The following is a 19,269-nucleotide window of genomic DNA, read 5'->3' on the forward strand; positions in this document are numbered from 1 at the left end:
TATGTGGTTGTTCTCCAAACATATAGATTTAGCAGCCTTATACCTCCCTATATGGTTGTGTTGGATGGTGTTATTTAATTTGCCTTCAGAATATTTGCAAGCAGATATTCCACTTTGGGTTTGGGTGCTATTTGTTTTGTGTATTGATGTGGGACATGTGTGGAGCACCATTTTTAGAACCTATTTAGACAAAGAAGAATTTAGAGAACACAAAACGTTGTTGATGGTGGCTCCCTTAATTAGTTTTGTTGTTGTTGCAACGATTGCTTTTATTTCCACCTTTTGGTTTTGGCGATTATTGGCTTACTTGGCTTTGTTTCATTTTGTAAAGCAACAATACGGATTTTTGGCATTGTATAAGATGAAGGCACAAGATTTTGGAATCAAAAAAATCTTTCAAGATAAATGGGTGTTGTACTTAGCAACACTGTACCCTGTTGTTTATTGGCATTTTGCCGAAGGACTTTATTTTAGTTGGTTTGTAACAAATGATTTTATTAACCTTCGGTCTTTATTTGATATTTCTTCTCGATTTTGGGTGCTTTTTTTTCAACCTTTAAACATTTTGTATTGGTTGATTATCATAGCTTGGACGGTCGAAGAATGGCAACGTTCTCACAAAGTCAATACAGGAAAAATTCTATGGATGTTGACAACGGCTATTAATTGGTATGTGGGAATTGTCTATTTTAATTCAGATTTGGCATTTACCGTTACCAATGTGGTTGCACATGGCATACCTTATTTGACCTTGATAATTTATTATCAATACCAAAAAAAAGGAATAAAAGGAGATGGATTAACAACAGCATATCGAGTGGCTGCGGCTATTTTGCCTGTCGTTTTTTTCTTGGGCTGGCTAGAAGAGTATTTTTGGGATATGCTTATTTATGGAGATCGAGGATACTTTTTTGGTGCTGTCATTGCTTACCCATTTGACTTGTTGCAAAGTCCTTTAGCCCAAGCTATTGGTATTGGTTGTTTAGCATTGCCACAATTGACCCACTATATCATTGATGGGTTTATTTGGAAATCAAACGAGTCAAACCCCTATGTCAGACAGATATTTAAAAATGGATCAAAATAGCAGTATGAATCGACGTGAGTTTGTAAAATTTGGAGCTTTGGCATTAAGCCCTATCTTGGTTAAGTTTTTGAATGATTGGACGCAAGGAACGACTGAAAATGATTTTGATATTGAAATTTTATCCGATGCAGGAGTCGGACATTTGCTTTGGGAAAGCAAGGATTATCCTCAAGGAGAAACCTTAGAAACTTCTTATTTGATAGTTGGAGGAGGTATTGCAGGGTTGAGTGCCGCTTATGAATTAAAGAACGAAGACTTTTTACTCTGTGAATTATCGGATTATTTGGGAGGAAGCTCTTCCGCCAATACGCACCAAGATCAATACTTTTCTCAAGGTGCACATTATGACTTGGCTTATCCAAAGTATTATGGAAAAGACTTGTTGGAGGCTTTATTTGACTTGGATATTATTGATTATAATTACCAAAAAGAAGAATGGGTTTTTGTAGACAAACAATTCCTGATTCAACCCAAGAAAGCAAGTCAAAGCTTTGATCAAGGTATTTTTAGGGCAGATGTATTGCCAGAAGGAAAGCTCAAAGAAAGTTTTGAAGCCTTATTGCGTCCTTTTGTTGGTCAGATGCCCATGCCTACCACTTCCATATCAAGAGAGTTTCATTATTTAAACCAACTTACTTTCAAGGAGTTTTTGGAACAGCATCTTACCTTAGATGATGCTTTTGTGCAAGCCATAGATTATGCTATGTTAGATGATTGGGGAGCTACTTCTGAGGTTGTTTCTGCGTTGGCTGGAGTACATTATTATACCTGTCGATCGTATTTTGATGGGAATCCAGAACTTTTTTCCCCACCGCAAGGCAATGCTTATTTTGCTCAACAATTTATTCGAAAAATTCCACAAGAACGCTTATTAACCAATCGCTTGGTAAAGCAAATAGAGCGTTCCTCAACAGGCTTTAGTGTGAACGTTATAGATGTCAAACAAAAAAAGATTGTCACCATCAAAACTTCAAAGATTGTCTATGCAGCACACAAACACGCTTTAAAATACATCTACCCAGAAGCTTATCCTTTGTTTCAACAGACAACATATGCCCCTTGGATTGTTGTCAATATTGTGCTGAATAAAGCCGTTACAACGCCTGTTTATTGGCAGAATGAATACCTTTCAGGAGAACAAGCTTTTATGGGCTTTGTCGATTCGGGGGCACAGTACCAACCCTTGACGACTAGAAGAACTTTAACAGCTTATTATTGTTTGCCAACGGAACAACGAAAGGAGTTATTAAACATAGAACAAATAGCTCCCTCGTTGGTAGAACAAAGTATTGTTGCTATAGAAGAGGTGCTGCAACAGTCGATTCGACAGGATATTGAAAAAGTTTACATAAAAGCAATGGGACATGCCATGCCGATTCCAAAACCTCACTTTTTGCTTCAAAACCATAATGCCAATGCTAGGGATACAGGAATTGCCTATGCTGGAGTCGATGCTGGGCACTTGCCTTTGTTTTTTGAAGCCGCTAATTCTGGCTTGCAAGCTGCTCGTTTGTTAAAAGGGTAGTGTAAGGTGCTCAAATTCTTTAATTTGGATGGTAATAAATCAAAGGCTTTTGAGTAATGTTCCAACGATGCAACATTTTGGACTGTGGAGATATGTATTGATGAGGAGGAATTGGTTCCCAAGATAAGATGCTGCAATCAGGAATTAAAACAGGTTCCTCGGTAGCCTCTGATAGTTGAAATAAGGTGCTTCGTTCACAACTATTACGAACAGGATAAAGGGACAAGGAATCGATTATAGTAACCAATGTAACAACGGCTAGAATGGCTGTTTTAAGTTTTTGAGCAGAAGATTTGGAAAGTGATTGGAGCAATAAATTAGCAGTAGCTCCTAATAGAATAAAAAGTCCAAATGTAATCGGAAGCATCGTGTCAAATCGGATGATTAAATTGCGGTAGCCTCGATAACCGCCAAAAGGAAGCAATACGGTGTAAATGAGAATGAAGATTATAATGTATTTTGCAATCGTTAGCAGCTTTTTTAAGGCATCCGATGGGTGATAACGGTGTAAAAAATAGAGGGCAATGGTTGTCAATATTACAATGGTCAGAGGTGTTGTTTTTACTAAAAATAAAATCTTAAAGATGCCCGCAGCTAACAAATCAAATCGCTCTAAGACACTAGGAAGTGCTGTTGGATTCTCAGTGTTAAATGTTCCTAAGTAAAACGAGTATAGCCCCAGTAAGATGATCCATCCAAAATGAAATAAAATAGGGCGTGGAATTAATGAGATAGCTTTGACAAATTGAGTGACACCGTACCCAGGTTGTTGCTTAAAATTATGCCACCACAAACCCAATAAGGCTAAAGAACTAATTAAGATAGCGGTAGGAGCGTTGATTGGACCATTAAAAATAACAACAAAAGATAACGTTATTAAAAGGAGGTGTTCCCACCATTTGAATTCAAGGGGACGCGTTTGACAATACATTTTAACAAAGGGGTGCATATAGGCTAGCAAGGCTAACAAAGAAAAAGCATAGGCAAAGGTATAGATAATGGATTGGTCTATGACTCTCATTGGAAATAGGAAGCCATAAGGAGAAGCCAAAGACAGGGAGCCAAGTAAAGCAAAAATAAATAAAAATCTTTCGTGGAAAAAAGGTATTCTGGGAGTCACCCAACTAGTTAAAATATACGTAATCCCAATGTGAGTGAATAATTTGTGGATAGCACAAGAGACATAAACACTATCAACTGGATGAATGAAATTTTGTAAAAATAAAGGAAAATGATTAAAGTAAAGGTATGAAAACCAATGCAAAAAGAAACGATTGGGACCAGTATGTGTTTCTCCACTAGATAGCATTTTGAAGCCTAAAGGGTCAGACAAAACAGGGGCATATTCTTCTGATGGAAGAACCATATTGGCTAAGTCTCCTAATAGTGGTGTTTGGAGAAAACAAAAATAACTGGCTATTAAATCAATTATAATAACTAGTATAATGAAGTATCGTAGTGTTTGGTTAGAATTGTTTTGATGCATTGCTCTCCTTTGTTAAACATTTTTAATGCACGATAATGCCTATGAATAAGATTATTTTCTACGTTTTTGTGTTGATTTGGTGCGATTAGGTTGTCAATAAAAAATAAATAGATAGAACAATCCTTCGACGAAGTAGAAAACAAATAAACACATTAGATTACTGATATCGAAACAAACCATTGTAAATTATCTCAGAAGAAGCAATTCGGTAGGCATATATTCCTTGTGTCAATGCTGGCAATTGTACTTGAGTAGAATTACCTTCAAAAGAGTAAGTTGCTATTTTTTGACCTTCTAAATTATAGATACTAACTTGATAGGTTGCTGAAGCCTGTGTTTGGATATGCAATAGTTGTTCCTTGCCAATGGGATTTGGAAAGACAGTAACAGGATTGGGCAAATACTCTTTTTCAACCCTAGGTGCAGTGACTATTGTCGCACTGTCTACTGTGATGACCAATTGTCCCCAAGTTGTTAACGCCAAATGATTTGAGAAACTGAATTCTTGTTGTTGGATGGCATCACAAGTATCTAGCACAACTCCCCAGGTTGCACCATCTGCTCTAGCCGAACGTTGGTATAAGGTATAATCATTAGGAGCGAAAGGAATAGGTGTAAGTGTTTTAAATAGAATACTGTCTAATGCCGTAAATTGGGTATTATGACCATAATTATTAATAATCCAATAACCACCTGTGACCAAGCTGTTGGCAGGGATTTGGTCAGGAGCAACATTGAGACGATTTAAAACCAATGTTCCATCTGAATAAATGCCAGAAGAAGGGGTAGCAAAACACAACTGTGTGGCAGCGCTAACAAAAAGACCACTGTTGTTGACCTCTATTTTTTCACTACGTCCCCCACCAACAGGAGCAGTAGATAGCACTCGGCTAGCTGTACCCAAAAATGTTCCGTGCAGTAAACCACTTCTATCTTGTACCAAGGGTGCTAAAGCATTGAACTGATAATAATGAATTAGATTGGGCTGATCGACAGTATATTTGGTTAGGTGTTGACTTGCTCGAATGGCATCTTGGCTCAAGGCAATGTCCCAAATACAGACTTCATCAATTTTGCCTTTGAAGGTACGGCTAATCCAATTGGCATAGCGCCCAATAGTGATGCCCCCTTTCCAATGAAGAAGCCCCATGTTGGCGGCATAAGTACTGGGAACTCCATTTAAGTAGACCCTTGCTGAATCAGGACTAATCACCAAAGCAACATGTGCCCATTCGTTCGTAGGAACAAACAAACCACTGTTCCACGTCCATTGAGCCCCTGGCCATTGAAAGATGAGTTCATTGTTGTTGCCAAATAGTAGTCCAGCAGGAAAACTATCATTGCTATGGGCAATAATACCCGTATATTGATTTTGAATGTTGTCGGCTTTAATCCATGCCGATAGAGTCATTTGGTTGGTCGTCAACTGAAGTGCCTCTGTTTGAACATAATCATTAGGAGTACTGAGTTGCAGCGCATAGCCAGGGATGGTATCTTTTTCACAAGCACTAGCAATGTGAATAAAATCTGTTAAAACCTGTGTATCGCTTCCCCAAGCATCGCTAACGGTAAGGGTTACATTGTAGCTACCAGAGTTACCAAAAACGACCTTGGGGTTTTCATCTGTAGAACTACTGGGTTGTCCGTTTTCAAATTGCCAAGTATAGCTAGCATTACTTCGAGCGGTAGAATGACTAGCAAAATAGAAGGTATCTCGATGGCAAGCACTGTTCTTTTTATGGACACTAATTTGGGCTACAGGAGGTGTGTTTTCGTAAAAATCAACTTCATAAACCGAACGATTGGTGCCGTTGCGTAATTTACCCGCTTTATAATAAGGAACCAATTGCACAGAATGTGTTCTTAAAGGCAAATTGTTGTTAAACAAAACCCAATTAGACAAGTTGTCGTTTTTGTAATAAACAGCGTTCCGTGTGCCTAAATACAGCCCTCCTTGACTGCCCTTTTGATGCTCAATGTTGGTGCTATACACGCCGTCTAAGTCTGGAGTTGTCTTATTTTGCCAAGTAAGTCCACCATCGGTAGTTTGATAAACCTGTTCTCCATCTAAAATAGGTGTTCCTTCATATTTAGAAATTCTAGCTGCCCAGAGTGTATTGGCATCTGTAGCGCTAATAGTCAAGTCATAAGTTACCCAGCGATGGTTAGGGATAAGGCTTGGGGGGGGAGTGATGTCTGTCCAACTATAACCACCATCCGTACTTTTATAAATGAGGCGATCAGCATTAGGCTGGCTAGGGTGATAATTTAAATACATGATGTCAGGATTGCTCCAAGAAATTTCAAAAGAAGTAATTAAGCCATCTCCAAAATCATAAATTTTTTCCCATGTCAGACCATTATTTTCTGATTTCCAAAGGTTGTAAAATTCTGTACTATAAATAGTATTATAAATCTGTGGATGAGTGGTAATACTCCCCGAAAAACCTACTGTAATTCCTGCATGAGGAAGATGTGGCATTGGAGTCGTGGTATTGGGAATTAATCGGTTGCCAGATAAGCTCTTCTTGCCATAATCCGAAAAGGTTAAACGAGTATGAATAGGGTGTACAAAGCCACGATAATTATCCCCTCCATCTGTAGAAAGCCAATCGTTTATATAAACATGGTTGTCCTTCAAAAGGGTGCCATTGTGATACGTGCCTCCTAGCATGACTTCGCCATCTTGAAAACCTGTCCCAAAGCCCCAAAAATCAGTTCCTTCAATTCCCTTCATTCGACGTTGAAAATGAGCACCATTATCATCCGAATAAAAAATGCCCCCATCACAAGCTATCCAAATTTCGTGATCGTATATGCGAATATCATGGATGTCAGCATGAACGTAATTATCTTTGTAAGAATGATCCCACTGAGCAGGACAAGAAAACGTATTGGCACCATCGCTGGAGAACCACAAATTGACACCACCGACTAATACTGAATCAGCATCGTTAGGAGCGGCAGCTAGTGCCAAATCATAGTAATATTGCCCCCCATTTCCAAGACCATCATCCGACCAGTGCATTAGATTAGGGTTGGAGGCACTCGGAAAATTCAAGAGCGCAGCCCCACAGCAGATACTAGACCAACTTTCACCCGCATCATTACTCACCAACATGGAGTGCAATCCACTAGCAAAACCTACTTGACCAGTCAAAACCGCATAGACTTTATTCGAATCGTTGGGCGATACTGCTATTTCTGTACGGCGTTGATCACCTAGTACAGCGGGAACAGGCCAACCTGTCGGCTTTTGAGTAAAAGTGAGCCCATTGTCAATAGATTTGTAAAACTCTGTTCGGTTGCTAACTTGTTTGACAGCATAAACAATATGTGGCAAGTGTGGATGAAATTCTATTTCTTGAAAGTTACCTGCTTGTATCAACGTCCAAGTAGCACCACTATTATTGGTACGGTACAAGCCCTGATTGGAGGCTAAAAGAAGTACATTGCTAAACGTAGGGTGCATGACCATATCGGTACAAGCATGCTGTAGGCTATTAAAAGCGGTCCCGCCTGTTATACTCCAAGAAAGACCACCATTGTTGGTTTTGTATACTTTCCCATCCAAGTCAGACGCAAAGTAGACAATTTGTGGGTCATTAAAGCTAATCTCTAAAGCCCTTACACTGCTAACGGGCAAATTGGGGGTTGTTAAAGACCAGTTTTTGCCATTGTCTGTACTTTTCCAAACGCCTGCTGTCGCTGTGCCTGCATAAAGCACGTTGCTGTTACTCTTTGATTTTTCTACAGTATAAACATGAGCTGCCCCACAAGCATAAGACGTACTAGCAGCGGTTTTATCAAAATCAAAGGGTCCCAAACATTGCCAGCTAGAAGTAGGACTGCGTTGTTGTTTTAATTGCAACGATTTTTGATAATACTCGGCTTGTTTTTGTTGATAATGCCGTTGTTCTGTAGGATTCATTCCTCCCCAATGCGGGTAGCGCGCAAAGTGACGTTGCCAGCGTTTGTAATATTGTGTATGGCTGTTCTTTTGGAAAGGATGATTTTGATAATAACGTTCAAAAGCTACTTGTACGGCACTAAGGTTGGGATTAGGAGCGTACATCATGGTAACCCAACTGGGTACTGTAGTATCCATCAAAGGATAGGGAGTTTGTAAATTTTGAGCAACAGCTCCAATCGAAAAGAATAAACAATATATAAGCAGCCATTTTTGCATAATTCTAACCTTTGATTATCAATAGAAAAACAAAATAAGAATAAATCATTATAGAAGTATGCTTATTGTGTCATCTTTGGTCGTGGCTTATTGAGCTAATAAAGGGTATGGATCTATAACAAATAGTGTCTTGGATAGCTTATATTATGAGCAGTAATCGTTATGGTTGATTAAAATAGTCCCAAGTAAGCTTAGCTATTTCTGCGATAATTTGTTGGTTAACACTATCCTCTTCCATAGAATCACTTACCAAAATGCTTATATAAAAATAAGAATTGTCTGATAAAAAGACAATGCCAATATCATTCAATGCTCCTGTTAAACCATCCTTGTTTTTGCCAGAGTGCCCTGTTTTGTGTGCCACGATAGTAGCTTGGGGCAGCAACCCACGAATACTCTTTTTCCCTGTTTTAGTACCTTTTAGGGTTTCCAACAAAAAACGGTGGCTTTGAGCACTCAATAAGTTGTTTTTATTTTCAAAAAATAATTCTAAAACTTGATTGGCCGCCTTGGCTGTTGTCCAATTGTCGTATTGTTTTTCCCATTCTGATTGCATGACCATTTCATTGTGATGAATGGCAATATCTTTGATACCAATTTTATGCAAAAAGGATTGTACAACCGATGTGCCTCCTATCAATTTGAACAATATGTCACAGCCTAGATTATCACTTAAAGCAACCGTATATTGGAGTAATTCGGCTATACTGACTCTAGCACCATTGGGATACTTTTTACGCAATGGACTCCATAAGTGGCTGTACGCTTGAATGTCTTTTTTTCTAATAACAATCTTTTTATTTAGGCGAAGTTTCCCTTGATCAACTTGGTGAAGAACAGCTAAAGCTAAATGATATTTAAAGACACTTTGCATGGGTAAATGTTGATGACCATTGATCGACATACTATCGTTGGAATTACTTCCTTGTATGGCAACGCCAACCGTAGCCGACTTGTTTTCGATCACCGTTGTTATCTTCTCTCGTAACGTTTCAATAGATTGCGCTTTTGTGACACTTAAGGTTAGTAGAAGGATAAAACAGGAGGTTATTATTTTGACCATCATAAATAAAGTTTTTCAACGACCACGTAGTAGCAGCGCAGCTAACTATTGTAAAAGTAGTTATTGGGTTTTATAATCGAACCTAAAGGAACAGACAACTTCAGACACTAGTAGATTGGTTTCATAGCGTTAAGTTATGATCACTCTAGTTTGTTGATTCTATCAAAAATTGTAATGCTACCAGCAACGGCAACATTTAGAGAATGATCGCCAGGGAGTTGTACTAAATCATGACATCTTTGTTTTAGTTGGTGCGGAAGCCCGTTGTCTTCAGAACCTAAAATGTAGATGGCTCTTGGAGGATGTTGGTATGATTTAATTGCTTGTGCCTTGGCATCCATTTCAACCCCAACTAGCTTACAACTATAGGGGATGCTATCCAAAAATGCATCTAATGTCTTATACTGAAAGAGTGGAATTTTAGACCAAACTTTTAGGACATCGGAACTTTGTTTTTTGTACTTTTCTTCAATAATAAAAATGAAACTAGCGTTAAAAATATGCGCCGTTCTCCATAGAGAACCAATATTTTCTGCTGTTTTGGGTTGGTAGATACCAATACCAAAATAACGTTCCTCGCTAGTATCCCATTTTCGTTTCATTGTTATGTGTCTTTATTTAATCATTGCCTTCTTCTTCATAAAGAGCATCATCTCCCAAGTCATCTTCGTCTATAGGAAGGGGATCTTCTTCTTTGCACCCCTCTGGAAATTCACTCATTAACCAAAGATCAATACCTGAACCCATGGTTGCATTCTCTCCTGCCGACGGACTTTGTTTCCAAACCCAAGCAGCTAAAGTATCGTTAACAACACCTTGAATGTGAACCGTTCCTAAGTTGAATTGACTTCCTTTGATCGTAAACTCAGCAACCCCATAAGTATCACAAATTAAATTAGGAATATATTGAGGCAAAGCATCAACACCTTCTAATAAGACTAAATCTACAACAGCATTTTGAGGTATTTTTTTAGGTTCTGTAGGTGGTTTTTCTCCTGCATTGGGATCGGCTTCGATAAACAAAGGAACACCATCTACGTAGGCTTCCACAACTGTGTTTTCTGCTTTTCCACCAGGTTTATAAGTTAGTTTGCCTACTTTTAGATTGCTTCGTTGTAGTTGGCGGACAACATATTCTCTAGGTCGACCGATTAATTGGTTGTAGTACAAATTAACTGTACAGTCCGAATGTCTGGTAATTGTCAAGTAAATTTTTCTACTTTCTTTTACACGGAAAGAAGGACGTGGATTTTGCTCTTTAATAATGCCGCCACTACTATTTCCTTTACAGATAGAGTCTGTTATTACAAAATCTAATTTTCTTGTAGCTAATAATTTTTCAGCTTCGTTCAACTTCATATTAACCAAGTCGGGAACTTCAATAGATTCACCGTGCAAAGTATAGAAACTCAGCGACCACATTAACACCTGAACCAATACAAATGTTAATACTATGACACCAAGGATGTTGATTAGCAAGGTTTTGCGGAGATACCACAAGTCACTAAAAAAGGTACGTATTTTACTCATAATTTATGTTTCTTTTCTACTATTTACTGTAAGTATTAACTAGCTGTTGGTTGCGTTGAATACCAAAATTTAGAATTTGATGAATAAAGTCATATGGTTTGTAACCATTAATAGCGCATTGATGGAAAATACACGTAGCAGGAGTCATACCTGGTAGTGAATTAACCTCAATAACAATTGTTTCAGCCGTTCCATCTTCAAAAATGCGAACAAAAGCATCAATGCGGGCATAACCAGTCACATTTAGTATTTCCGCTGCTTTTTGTAAGGTAGCACGAACTTGTTTAGAAATGTACTCGTGTTTATAAGGCAAATGAGCAGGAACAAATCGGGCAGGAGTGATATTTTGACCTTCACCAGCTAAAAATTTCTCTTCCAAAGACAGCACTTCGCCTGTTGCCAAAGCTTCGGAAGGTTCAAAAATTTCATAAACCAAATTGCCTTTAGCGTCGTACTTAGTTAGTAATCCACCTGTAATTTCCAGAAAATGAACCGCATCTTTTTTCTCAATAAAAGCTTCCAACAAAGCAACTTCTTTTTGGGGAAACTCTTCCTTGGGTTTTAAACCCAAAATTTTAGCAGGGTGAGGATTGATGAATTCTTTGTCACGGAAGAGGGCTTTTAAAAAAGCATCCAACTCTGTGGCGGACTTAATCAATTTAACAGCCGAACTACAGCCATCATCTACTGGTTTACCAATAATAGGATAGGTTAGTACTTTCTCAATATTACTAATTATAGCTAGGGGATTTTCTAAGAATTCTTTTTTGTTGATTAGTAATTGATCTGTTACCGACAAACCATGCTTTTTTAGCAATTGCAGGGTATCGTATTTGTTAATGGTAACTTGTGCCGAACTAGCCAACGAACCATTAAAAGGAATGTGCTGCTCTTGCAAGTATTGTTGAACTTCTCCATCTTCTCCTGGGCGACCATGCAAGGCGATAAAAACGCCATCTACCTCTTTTCCTAATTGTTCATATTGAACCAAACGAGGTGAAAAAATAGGAGGTTCTTGAGTATATCGTTTTATAATCGCATGACAAGCTTGCTGTATGTTGAGAATAATGGGGTGTGTTGTATAGGCTGCAATTTTATCTCGAATATCGTCGGCATTATCCTTTAGCAATAAATTGATAGGAATATGGTATAATTGATGTGCTTGGCGATTTCCTGTAACAAAAATTGGAATGGGTTCATAGCGGTCAGAGCTAGCTAGTTTTTCGTAAATATTGCGCCCACTTTCAACCGAAATGTGTCTTTCGGAAGAATAACCACCTAGAAAAACGCCTATTTTTTCTCGCTTAGATAGGTTTTGCTGTTGTTCTTTAAGTTGAGCGTCCAATTGGTCCAACATATCTTCATACAGTCCCAATTGTGTGCTTGTTTGTATGCGTTCGACTAAAGAAGTACGAATGATATAAGTTAAAAATTGAGATGGATTTAGACCAATTTCTGCTGCTTGATGAAAGAAAAAAGAGGAAGGCAACATCCCTGAAGTTGTGTTGGGATCATTTAGAAAAATGCGGCCATCTTCTTGAATAAAACCATCAATACGGGCATAGGTGTTAAACTCCAAATAATCAAACAATCGTTCGCATTCTTGGCGAATGGATTGAATCATGGCTTCTGGTAAATCAATAGGCGTTAGCTTTCTAGATAATCCAGCTAAATACTTAGAACGGTAATCAAAAATTTCTTTACCTTTTAAAATTTCGGTAGGAGGCAAGGCAATAGCTTCGTTCTCTTCGCCTCGAATAACAACACAAGAAAATTCTCTACCGTGAATAAATTCTTCCAATACCACCGTATGTTCTGAATTATCACCTTGCAAATGAACAACAGAATGTTGTGTGAAATAGGATTCTAAGAAGGCTAGTAGAGCCTCAGGGTGATATAGGATCGTTTGGGTCTCCATAATTTGTAAAGGAAAACCTATTCCTGTCCGTATATCTGTTAGCGTTTTAAGAAAATCAACTTTTGAGGCAGCAGCCCATGCATTCCATTGCTCAGCAGTAATCGTTTCTACAAAAAAAGCAGCATTGACAGCAGGCTCAATATCCTCGATTTGGTTAATAATGCGTACTCCAATAGAGGAACCTTGATTGGCTGGACGAACAACCATTGGCAATCCAATTTGTTGGACAACGCTTGCTTTCCAATCTTTTGAGCAGCCTTTGAGCCATTGATTGCGTTTGACAATTTCCATTTTTGGCATGTTAAATCCACTGGCATCCATCAATTTCTTTTGGTAGGATTTGTCCATGCCAATGCTGCTAGCTCGAATACCTGAACCAGAATAGGGTAGGCGAAGGCATTCTAATAGCCCTTGGATCTGACCATCTTCACCTAGATTTCCATGTAAAGCCAAGAAGGCAAAGTCAATTAAATCAGGAAGCTGATCTACCGCAATAGGTGTCCCAACTTGTTCGATTAATTCTTGCAGTTGTACTTCTTCTAAATCTTGTAAACTCTCAATATATACTTGAAAAGAATGTTTGGTTTCGGGAAGATAGGCGGCAGGAGGGTAGAAATCTCTAATGGTGCCTTTGTACAAAAATTGCCAATTGAGTAAAATAAAATTTCCCAGACTATCAACAAAAATAGGAACGGGAGTGAACAAACTTTTATTCAAATTGTCATAAACTGTTCTACCTCCTGCAAAGGAAATTTCTCGCTCTCTGGATGTCCCTCCAAAAAAAATACCGATACGCATTGTTTGTATGCTTAAATTTTTGAGATAAGTAAATCTAAAAAAATAATTGATTGATTTTTTCCCTTAATCGTGCGTTCATAAAGTAATAATCAATGCCCACGCAGTAGCAGCGTAGCTAAATACTATCACGAAATAGATAGTAGGTTAGGCTGTAAAATTACAGTTTATTTTTGTACTTACATAAAAAAGGCTTAGACAACGAGTAAATGGTTGCATAAGCCTTTTAATTGGTCAAAGGAGTTACCTTATATTTTGATGAATTGATATTCTAAGTCGTTGAGTGTTAGGTAGAACGTGCGTTCATCTGTAAATTCAATAGCAATATTATCATCAAAAGGCCCTGTATTTGATTTTATGGTAAGTGTTTCACCTACGTTGTTAAGAACTTTTCGACTAGATTGAGTAACCGACCAAGTTGCTTCTTCTACAATCCAAGTAGTTGAATTACTGCTACTTTGCATTTTTGTTTGCAAGGTACCGTTGGAGTTGAATGTCATGCTAGCATTTTTGAGCAAGAAAGGTCTATTCTGATAAAACATTTGCAAGTCTCCAACATTTTTCAATTCCCATTCTCCAATTAACTTTTCTTTATAATTCGTCAAATCCAAATCATTGCCACAACTAGAAAAAAAAGAACAGGTTGCCAAAGAAAGAAATACTAATAGTAAGTTTTTTGAAATGTTAAAAAAGTTCATAATAAAGTAGTTGGTCTAATGGTGATAATACTTTGCGGAGAAATTATATTCATTTATTTCATTTATTCTATGAATGCTTCGTAATTGATTATCAATAAGATGGTTTTAGTTTTTAATTTTGATAATCAAGTGTTTATGAAGGCTTTTTTTGTTTTTGTGATCGCAAGCATAGAATCCACAACTACGCAGTAATAACGCAGTTAAGTACTAATTTTGAAAACATATCATAAATATAACATTTCAAAAGATAAAACGACGCTTTGGAGACAATATTAAACCAATTTTTGCATATTTTCCTTAAGTCTTTTAAGGTAACGATTTTGCAAGTAATAATCTCTGATTTGCTCTAGTTGTTGTGGTGTTGCAGTTGCATCATTATAAGTATCAAAAATCGGCTGTACCTGCTCAAGGAGTTCTTTTTCTTTTTCCTCTACCTCCGTTTGTATCGCTTGATGTATGGACGCATCGTAATCGAATTGCAAATCCATAACACGTTCGTTAATATCCATCATTTCCAACAAAAAAGATTGCGGTAAGTTTGTTTTTATCTCTTTGCCTAACAAGCCTTTAAGTTCAAGAACATATTTGATTCGTTTTTCCTGATCTTTTAATAATTTATAAGCCTCGTTGTTGAGGGTGGATAAGGCTAAGATTTCTTCTTGTTTTTCTTCTGATTCTAAAGTATAAAAATCAGGATGATATTTTTTGCTTAATTTTAAAAATTGACGACGCAAAGCTTCTGCATCTAATTGAAAAGAAATAGGGAGGTTATAAAATTCAAAATAGTTCATAATTAGTGTGTAATACTCCGTTAATTATTTCGTGAGCAGCTCCTTTAAAGCTTACTCGTACTTCCTGTTATTATATATAAGTGCTTCGCAGTTGATTTTCAGGTTTAAACGATTTTGGAACGGAGTGATGAGTTTACTTAGTAAATCTAAAAAATAATGCTCAATCCGTTTGCATTTTAGAAACCGGATTGAGCATAAAAAAGAGCCTAGAATGGTTTATGATTCAAATCCATTGACTCCGTTAACAGTAGTATATTTGAACTGTACTTTTTTATCTGGATAAATATGCTTAAAAGCAGATTGCACCATTAAGGTTCCTTCATGGAAACCACAAAGAATTAACTTTAGTTTTCCTGGATAGGTATTGACATCGCCAATTGCATAAATCCCAGGAATGTTGGTACTGTAATCAAATGTATTTACCTCAATAGCTGAACGGCTAATATTTAAACCCCAGTCGGCAATAGGACCTAGCTTAGGGCTCAACCCAAATAGAGGGATAAAGTGATCTACGTTTTGAGTAAATTCCCCATCTACTTTGTGCTTGATTGTCACTTCGTTCAATCGACCATTACCATTAAGACCAACTACCTGAGCTTCTGTGAGTAGCTTGATTTTGCCAGCTGCGGCCAATTGTTCTACTTTTTCTACAGAATCCAACGCTCCTCTAAATGCTTTGCGACGATGCACAATAGTCACTTCTGATGCCACTTCTGACAAGAAAATAGTCCAATCTAAGGCAGAGTCACCACCACCTGCAATAACAATCTTTTTGTCACGGTATAGTTCAGGTTCTTTGATGATATATTCTACACCTTTATCTTCAAAATCTGTAATATTTCCAATAGGAGGTTTGCGAGGTTCAAAACAGCCCAATCCCCCAGCAATAGCAATAACAGGAGCAATCAATTTTGTTCCTTTGCTAGATGTCATACAGAATCGCCCATCTTCTAACTTTTCAATAGTTTCTGCTCGTTCCCCTAAGGTAAAACCAGGCTTGAATGGTTCAATTTGCTTCATCAGGTTATCTACTAAGTCACCAGCTAATATGTCTGGAAAACCTGGAATATCGTAGATTGGTTTTTTTGGGTAAATCTCTGTTAATTGTCCTCCTGGCTGAGGCAAAGAGTCAATTAAATGGCATTTTAGTTTGAGCAAACCTGCTTCAAATACAGTGAACAAACCACAAGGCCCGGCGCCAACGATAATGATGTCTGTTTCTATCATTTTTATACATTTTTGATTTGGCAAAAAGCTTTTACTCAAAGCTAAATTTTAAATTTTATATACTTTTTTGAAGGATTCTTTTGGTCACAATAGTTGTTAGACAACCCAAAAATAGTAAACTCTTGAATTTTAAGAAATCGATTGTTAAGAATCTAACAAACCTTCTTCTTTTAATTGTGCAATCCACTGCTCTAAGCGTTCATCTGTCTGTTGAGGTTGATTGTCCTCATCAATAGCTAATCCCATAAAGAAGCCTTCTTCTACAACAGCTTTGGACGCTTCGTAATCATATCCTTTGGTACTCCATTTCCCAACAATTGTTCCACCATTTTGTTGGACAACCTTACCGATAATACCTACACCATCAATAAAAAACTCAGCATATCCCTCTTGATCTCCTAACCCAAATAGGGCAACGGTTTTTCCACTAAAATCAACTTGTTGGAACTGTTCAAAAAACTCATCCCAATCGCTTTGTAGTTCCCCGTCATACCAAGTAGATAAACCTAATATTAAGGTGTCGTAAGCAGCAAACTGCTCTATCGAAGCATTAAAAACATTGATGCTGTCAACTTGATCTTGTCCTATAGAGTCAACCAATATATTTACAATTTCTTCTGTCATTCCTGTATCAGAACCCCAAAAAAGACCTATTTTCTTCATAAGTAAATGATTCCTTGTCCTGTAACATTACTAGGGCTTATCGCAAATTAATATTTTCATAAGGATAAGCTCTATTAAATTAGAGAGCAAATGTCGGTAAAAAAATATAAAAAAAAGCATCTCTATGCATTTAATTGGATTTAATCTAAATAGAGGGCTAAAGAAATGTAATAGAAGATTATAAATCATAAAAAAAAGCCACTTCATTTGATTGAAGTAGCTTTTTAGAATTGCTAAAAAGTAGCAATGAGTCATATTTTACTTTTATCTTATTCTGTTTTGATTAATTCCTTGACAGTAGAAGATTGTGCGCTGTTGATGTGTACATAGTAAATGCCACTTGGCCAGTCATTTGTTTTGATAGAATAGGTATTCAAACCTTGTTGTACATTAATTTCTTTGGATAAAATTAATTGTCCAATTGCATCATAAACAGTAATAGAAGACTCTTTATCAATTGTAGAAACAATTTCTAGTGTGGCATCACCGTCAGAAATTGGATTAGGGAATAGATTAACGGTTTGAACATTACCATCTTTGGTTAATGCTGCAACTACAGAATGTGTATATTCGGAAGTACCATCAACATTGACAGTTTTTACTCGATAATAATAATTGATATTCGGTAGTACCGCAATGTCATTAATAGAATAATTTTGAGTGATTTGGCTATTGCCGACAGCTGTATGCGTAGTAATTGGAATAAAGTTGGCATCATCCGTACTTCTTTCGATGACAAAATGATCAACATTAACCTCTTTGCTTGTTGCCCAATCTACTTTTATAAATCTATTATTAATAGGAGTAGCGATTAAATCTGTAATCTGAGACTCGAGAATAACAATTCCAGAAAGTACACCAAAAGCAGAAAAGTCTTCAAATCCTGTTCTTTTTAAGTTGGTAGGAGCAGGACCACAGTCATTGTGTAATGGATTTGGAGCAGGATAAGCAAAAACATCATCTTTCGATATTGTCCAAACGGTACCCGTCCAAGGCGTTGTTGGATCTTGTGGCCAAACACGGATTTCATATTCTCCACCATTAGTTACATTATTAATATCATCAAACATCCATTCTCCATGACGGTCGCCCCAAAAATCATTCATATCGTAACCACTACATTCTGTAGCGGCTCCCATAGTATTGTTAGGGCTACCTGCTTCAAAATAGCCAGATAGAACGTCATAGTTATTAGCACCAAATACAAAGTGCACATACTGAAAACCTCTGTTCGTACCATTGTTAGCAACAGGTGCTCCTGGCTCTAAACCAATAAAGTAACCATAGGTTCCACCAGCAGGGTTAATTGCACGACGGTGTTTGCCAATGATATAACCATTGTCTTGAACAGACATGTTGTCCCCTCCAGCTTGATGCCATGTATCGTTGATGTAATTTCCTTGACCAGCTGCAAGGTTCATCATACCAAACTCAGCAGTATAAGCAGACCCATTAGCTGGATATGTGATGGCGCCAACCATTCCAATATCGCTAGTGACAATGCTCGTTGCATTTGTAGGACCTAAGCCTTGAGGATCAAAGTTGACAGAACCTCTAACATCTGCAACATATTGAGGAGTAGCCCCTGCACCACTATTGACCAAATAAACAATACCTTGGTCATTGTTGAGTTCTAAATTATAAAAAGAACCATCGTTGACCCCAATTTGAGCTGTTCCACCACGTACGGCATAACTCCCCGAAATAAATTGGCGCTCGCCAACGTTAACATCACTATTTTCAATCAATGTAGTTCCTGTTCCTCTTTGTTGGAAGAGTTCATCGGAGTACATATTTCCTTGTGTTTTCAACAAACCATTATTTTCTAATACACCAGAGGATTGACGCATATGAACGTCTCCCCAAACATGTACCTCAGCACCAGCTTCGATGTGCACCAAAGCACCATTGTTGTAGAACTCGTTGGAATGTTGAGCCTGTAGAGGGAATGCAAGCAAAGCACTTGCTGCGAACAGGCTACTAAGTGTAAATTTTTTTAAATTCATATATTATATTGTTTAATTTAGGAGGACATTTTATTTGCTGAGAACATCAAAAAAGACATTCGATATTAAATATACGTAGAATTTTGTAAATGGACTACTAATTTTTGAGAATTGTTCAATGAATTCTGATTTTTTTATTGAATAACTCTGTGACTTTCAGTTAACTAATTGGTTGCAAGTTATAGTGCTTATAAAACGTTTTTGAGAATACTTCTTTGATAGTCAGTTTTTTGTAGCTTAAATGGGTTGGAGAGAAAGAAAGCAAAGCCTCCTTTTTAACGAATGTAGAAG

General features: G+C 37.4%; 13 protein-coding genes. 2 read left to right on the forward strand and 11 right to left on the reverse strand.

What is annotated here, in order from left to right; translation table 11 throughout:
- The first annotated feature begins 1 nt into the window (after position 1).
- Together CG11_RS02545 and CG11_RS02550 are read left to right on the forward strand one after the other, a co-directional pair.
- Positions 2-1,087 carry a hypothetical protein gene (locus CG11_RS02545; protein ID WP_052592798.1) on the forward strand — a complete coding sequence of 362 codons (1,086 nt, stop codon included), beginning with the start codon at positions 2-4 and terminating at the stop codon, positions 1,085-1,087.
- A complete protein-coding gene (locus CG11_RS02550; protein ID WP_197043767.1) occupies positions 1,053-2,612 on the forward strand; it encodes an FAD-dependent oxidoreductase in 1,560 nt (519 codons plus the stop codon). Before CG11_RS02545 ends, CG11_RS02550 begins: the two co-directional genes overlap by 35 nt.
- Before the next feature lie 19 nt (positions 2,613-2,631).
- Here the strand turns inward: CG11_RS02550 and CG11_RS02555 are convergent, their stop codons facing one another.
- The 11 genes from CG11_RS02555 to CG11_RS02605 form a co-directional block, all read right to left on the reverse strand.
- Positions 2,632-4,098 (reverse strand): hypothetical protein, encoded by a 1,467-nt coding sequence (locus CG11_RS02555; protein ID WP_052592803.1) that lies wholly within the window; start codon positions 4,096-4,098, stop codon positions 2,632-2,634.
- A 157-nt stretch (positions 4,099-4,255) separates the two neighbouring features.
- A complete protein-coding gene (locus CG11_RS02560; RefSeq protein ID WP_052592804.1) occupies positions 4,256-8,287 on the reverse strand; it encodes a LamG-like jellyroll fold domain-containing protein in 4,032 nt (1,343 codons plus the stop codon).
- A gap of 160 nt (positions 8,288-8,447) precedes the next feature.
- Positions 8,448-9,353: a class A beta-lactamase, subclass A2 gene (gene bla / locus CG11_RS02565; protein ID WP_052592806.1), complete on the reverse strand. Its 906-nt coding sequence runs from the start codon at positions 9,351-9,353 to the stop codon at positions 8,448-8,450.
- Between the two features lie 137 nt (positions 9,354-9,490).
- Positions 9,491-9,952, reverse strand: a complete 462-nt coding sequence (locus CG11_RS02570; protein ID WP_052592808.1) for an RNA methyltransferase — start codon at positions 9,950-9,952, stop codon at positions 9,491-9,493.
- A 16-nt stretch (positions 9,953-9,968) separates the two neighbouring features.
- Positions 9,969-10,880, reverse strand: coding sequence for a PASTA domain-containing protein (locus CG11_RS02575; protein WP_052592810.1), 912 nt, complete (start codon positions 10,878-10,880; stop codon positions 9,969-9,971).
- 19 nt (positions 10,881-10,899) lie between these two features.
- Complete coding sequence (locus CG11_RS02580; protein WP_052592813.1) at positions 10,900-13,596, reverse strand: D-alanine--D-alanine ligase; 2,697 nt, start codon at positions 13,594-13,596, stop codon at positions 10,900-10,902.
- 245 nt (positions 13,597-13,841) lie between these two features.
- The gene (locus CG11_RS02585) at positions 13,842-14,291 is read right to left on the reverse strand and encodes a hypothetical protein (protein ID WP_052592815.1); all 450 of its coding nucleotides are present in this window, start codon (positions 14,289-14,291) and stop codon (positions 13,842-13,844) included.
- Between the two features lie 272 nt (positions 14,292-14,563).
- Positions 14,564-15,082, reverse strand: coding sequence for a Fe-S protein assembly co-chaperone HscB (gene hscB, locus CG11_RS02590; RefSeq protein ID WP_052592817.1), 519 nt, complete (start codon positions 15,080-15,082; stop codon positions 14,564-14,566).
- Between the two features lie 216 nt (positions 15,083-15,298).
- Positions 15,299-16,309: an NAD(P)/FAD-dependent oxidoreductase gene (locus CG11_RS02595; protein WP_052592818.1), complete on the reverse strand. Its 1,011-nt coding sequence runs from the start codon at positions 16,307-16,309 to the stop codon at positions 15,299-15,301.
- Between the two features lie 144 nt (positions 16,310-16,453).
- A complete protein-coding gene (locus tag CG11_RS02600) occupies positions 16,454-16,972 on the reverse strand; it encodes a flavodoxin (protein WP_052592820.1) in 519 nt (172 codons plus the stop codon).
- Positions 16,973-17,241: 269 nt separating this feature from the next.
- The gene (locus tag CG11_RS02605) at positions 17,242-18,978 is read right to left on the reverse strand and encodes a T9SS type A sorting domain-containing protein (protein WP_052592822.1); all 1,737 of its coding nucleotides are present in this window, start codon (positions 18,976-18,978) and stop codon (positions 17,242-17,244) included.
- Positions 18,979-19,269: the final 291 nt, after the last annotated feature.

Source organism: Aureispira sp. CCB-QB1 (assembly GCF_000724545.1).
GTDB lineage: Bacteria > Bacteroidota > Bacteroidia > Chitinophagales > Saprospiraceae > Aureispira.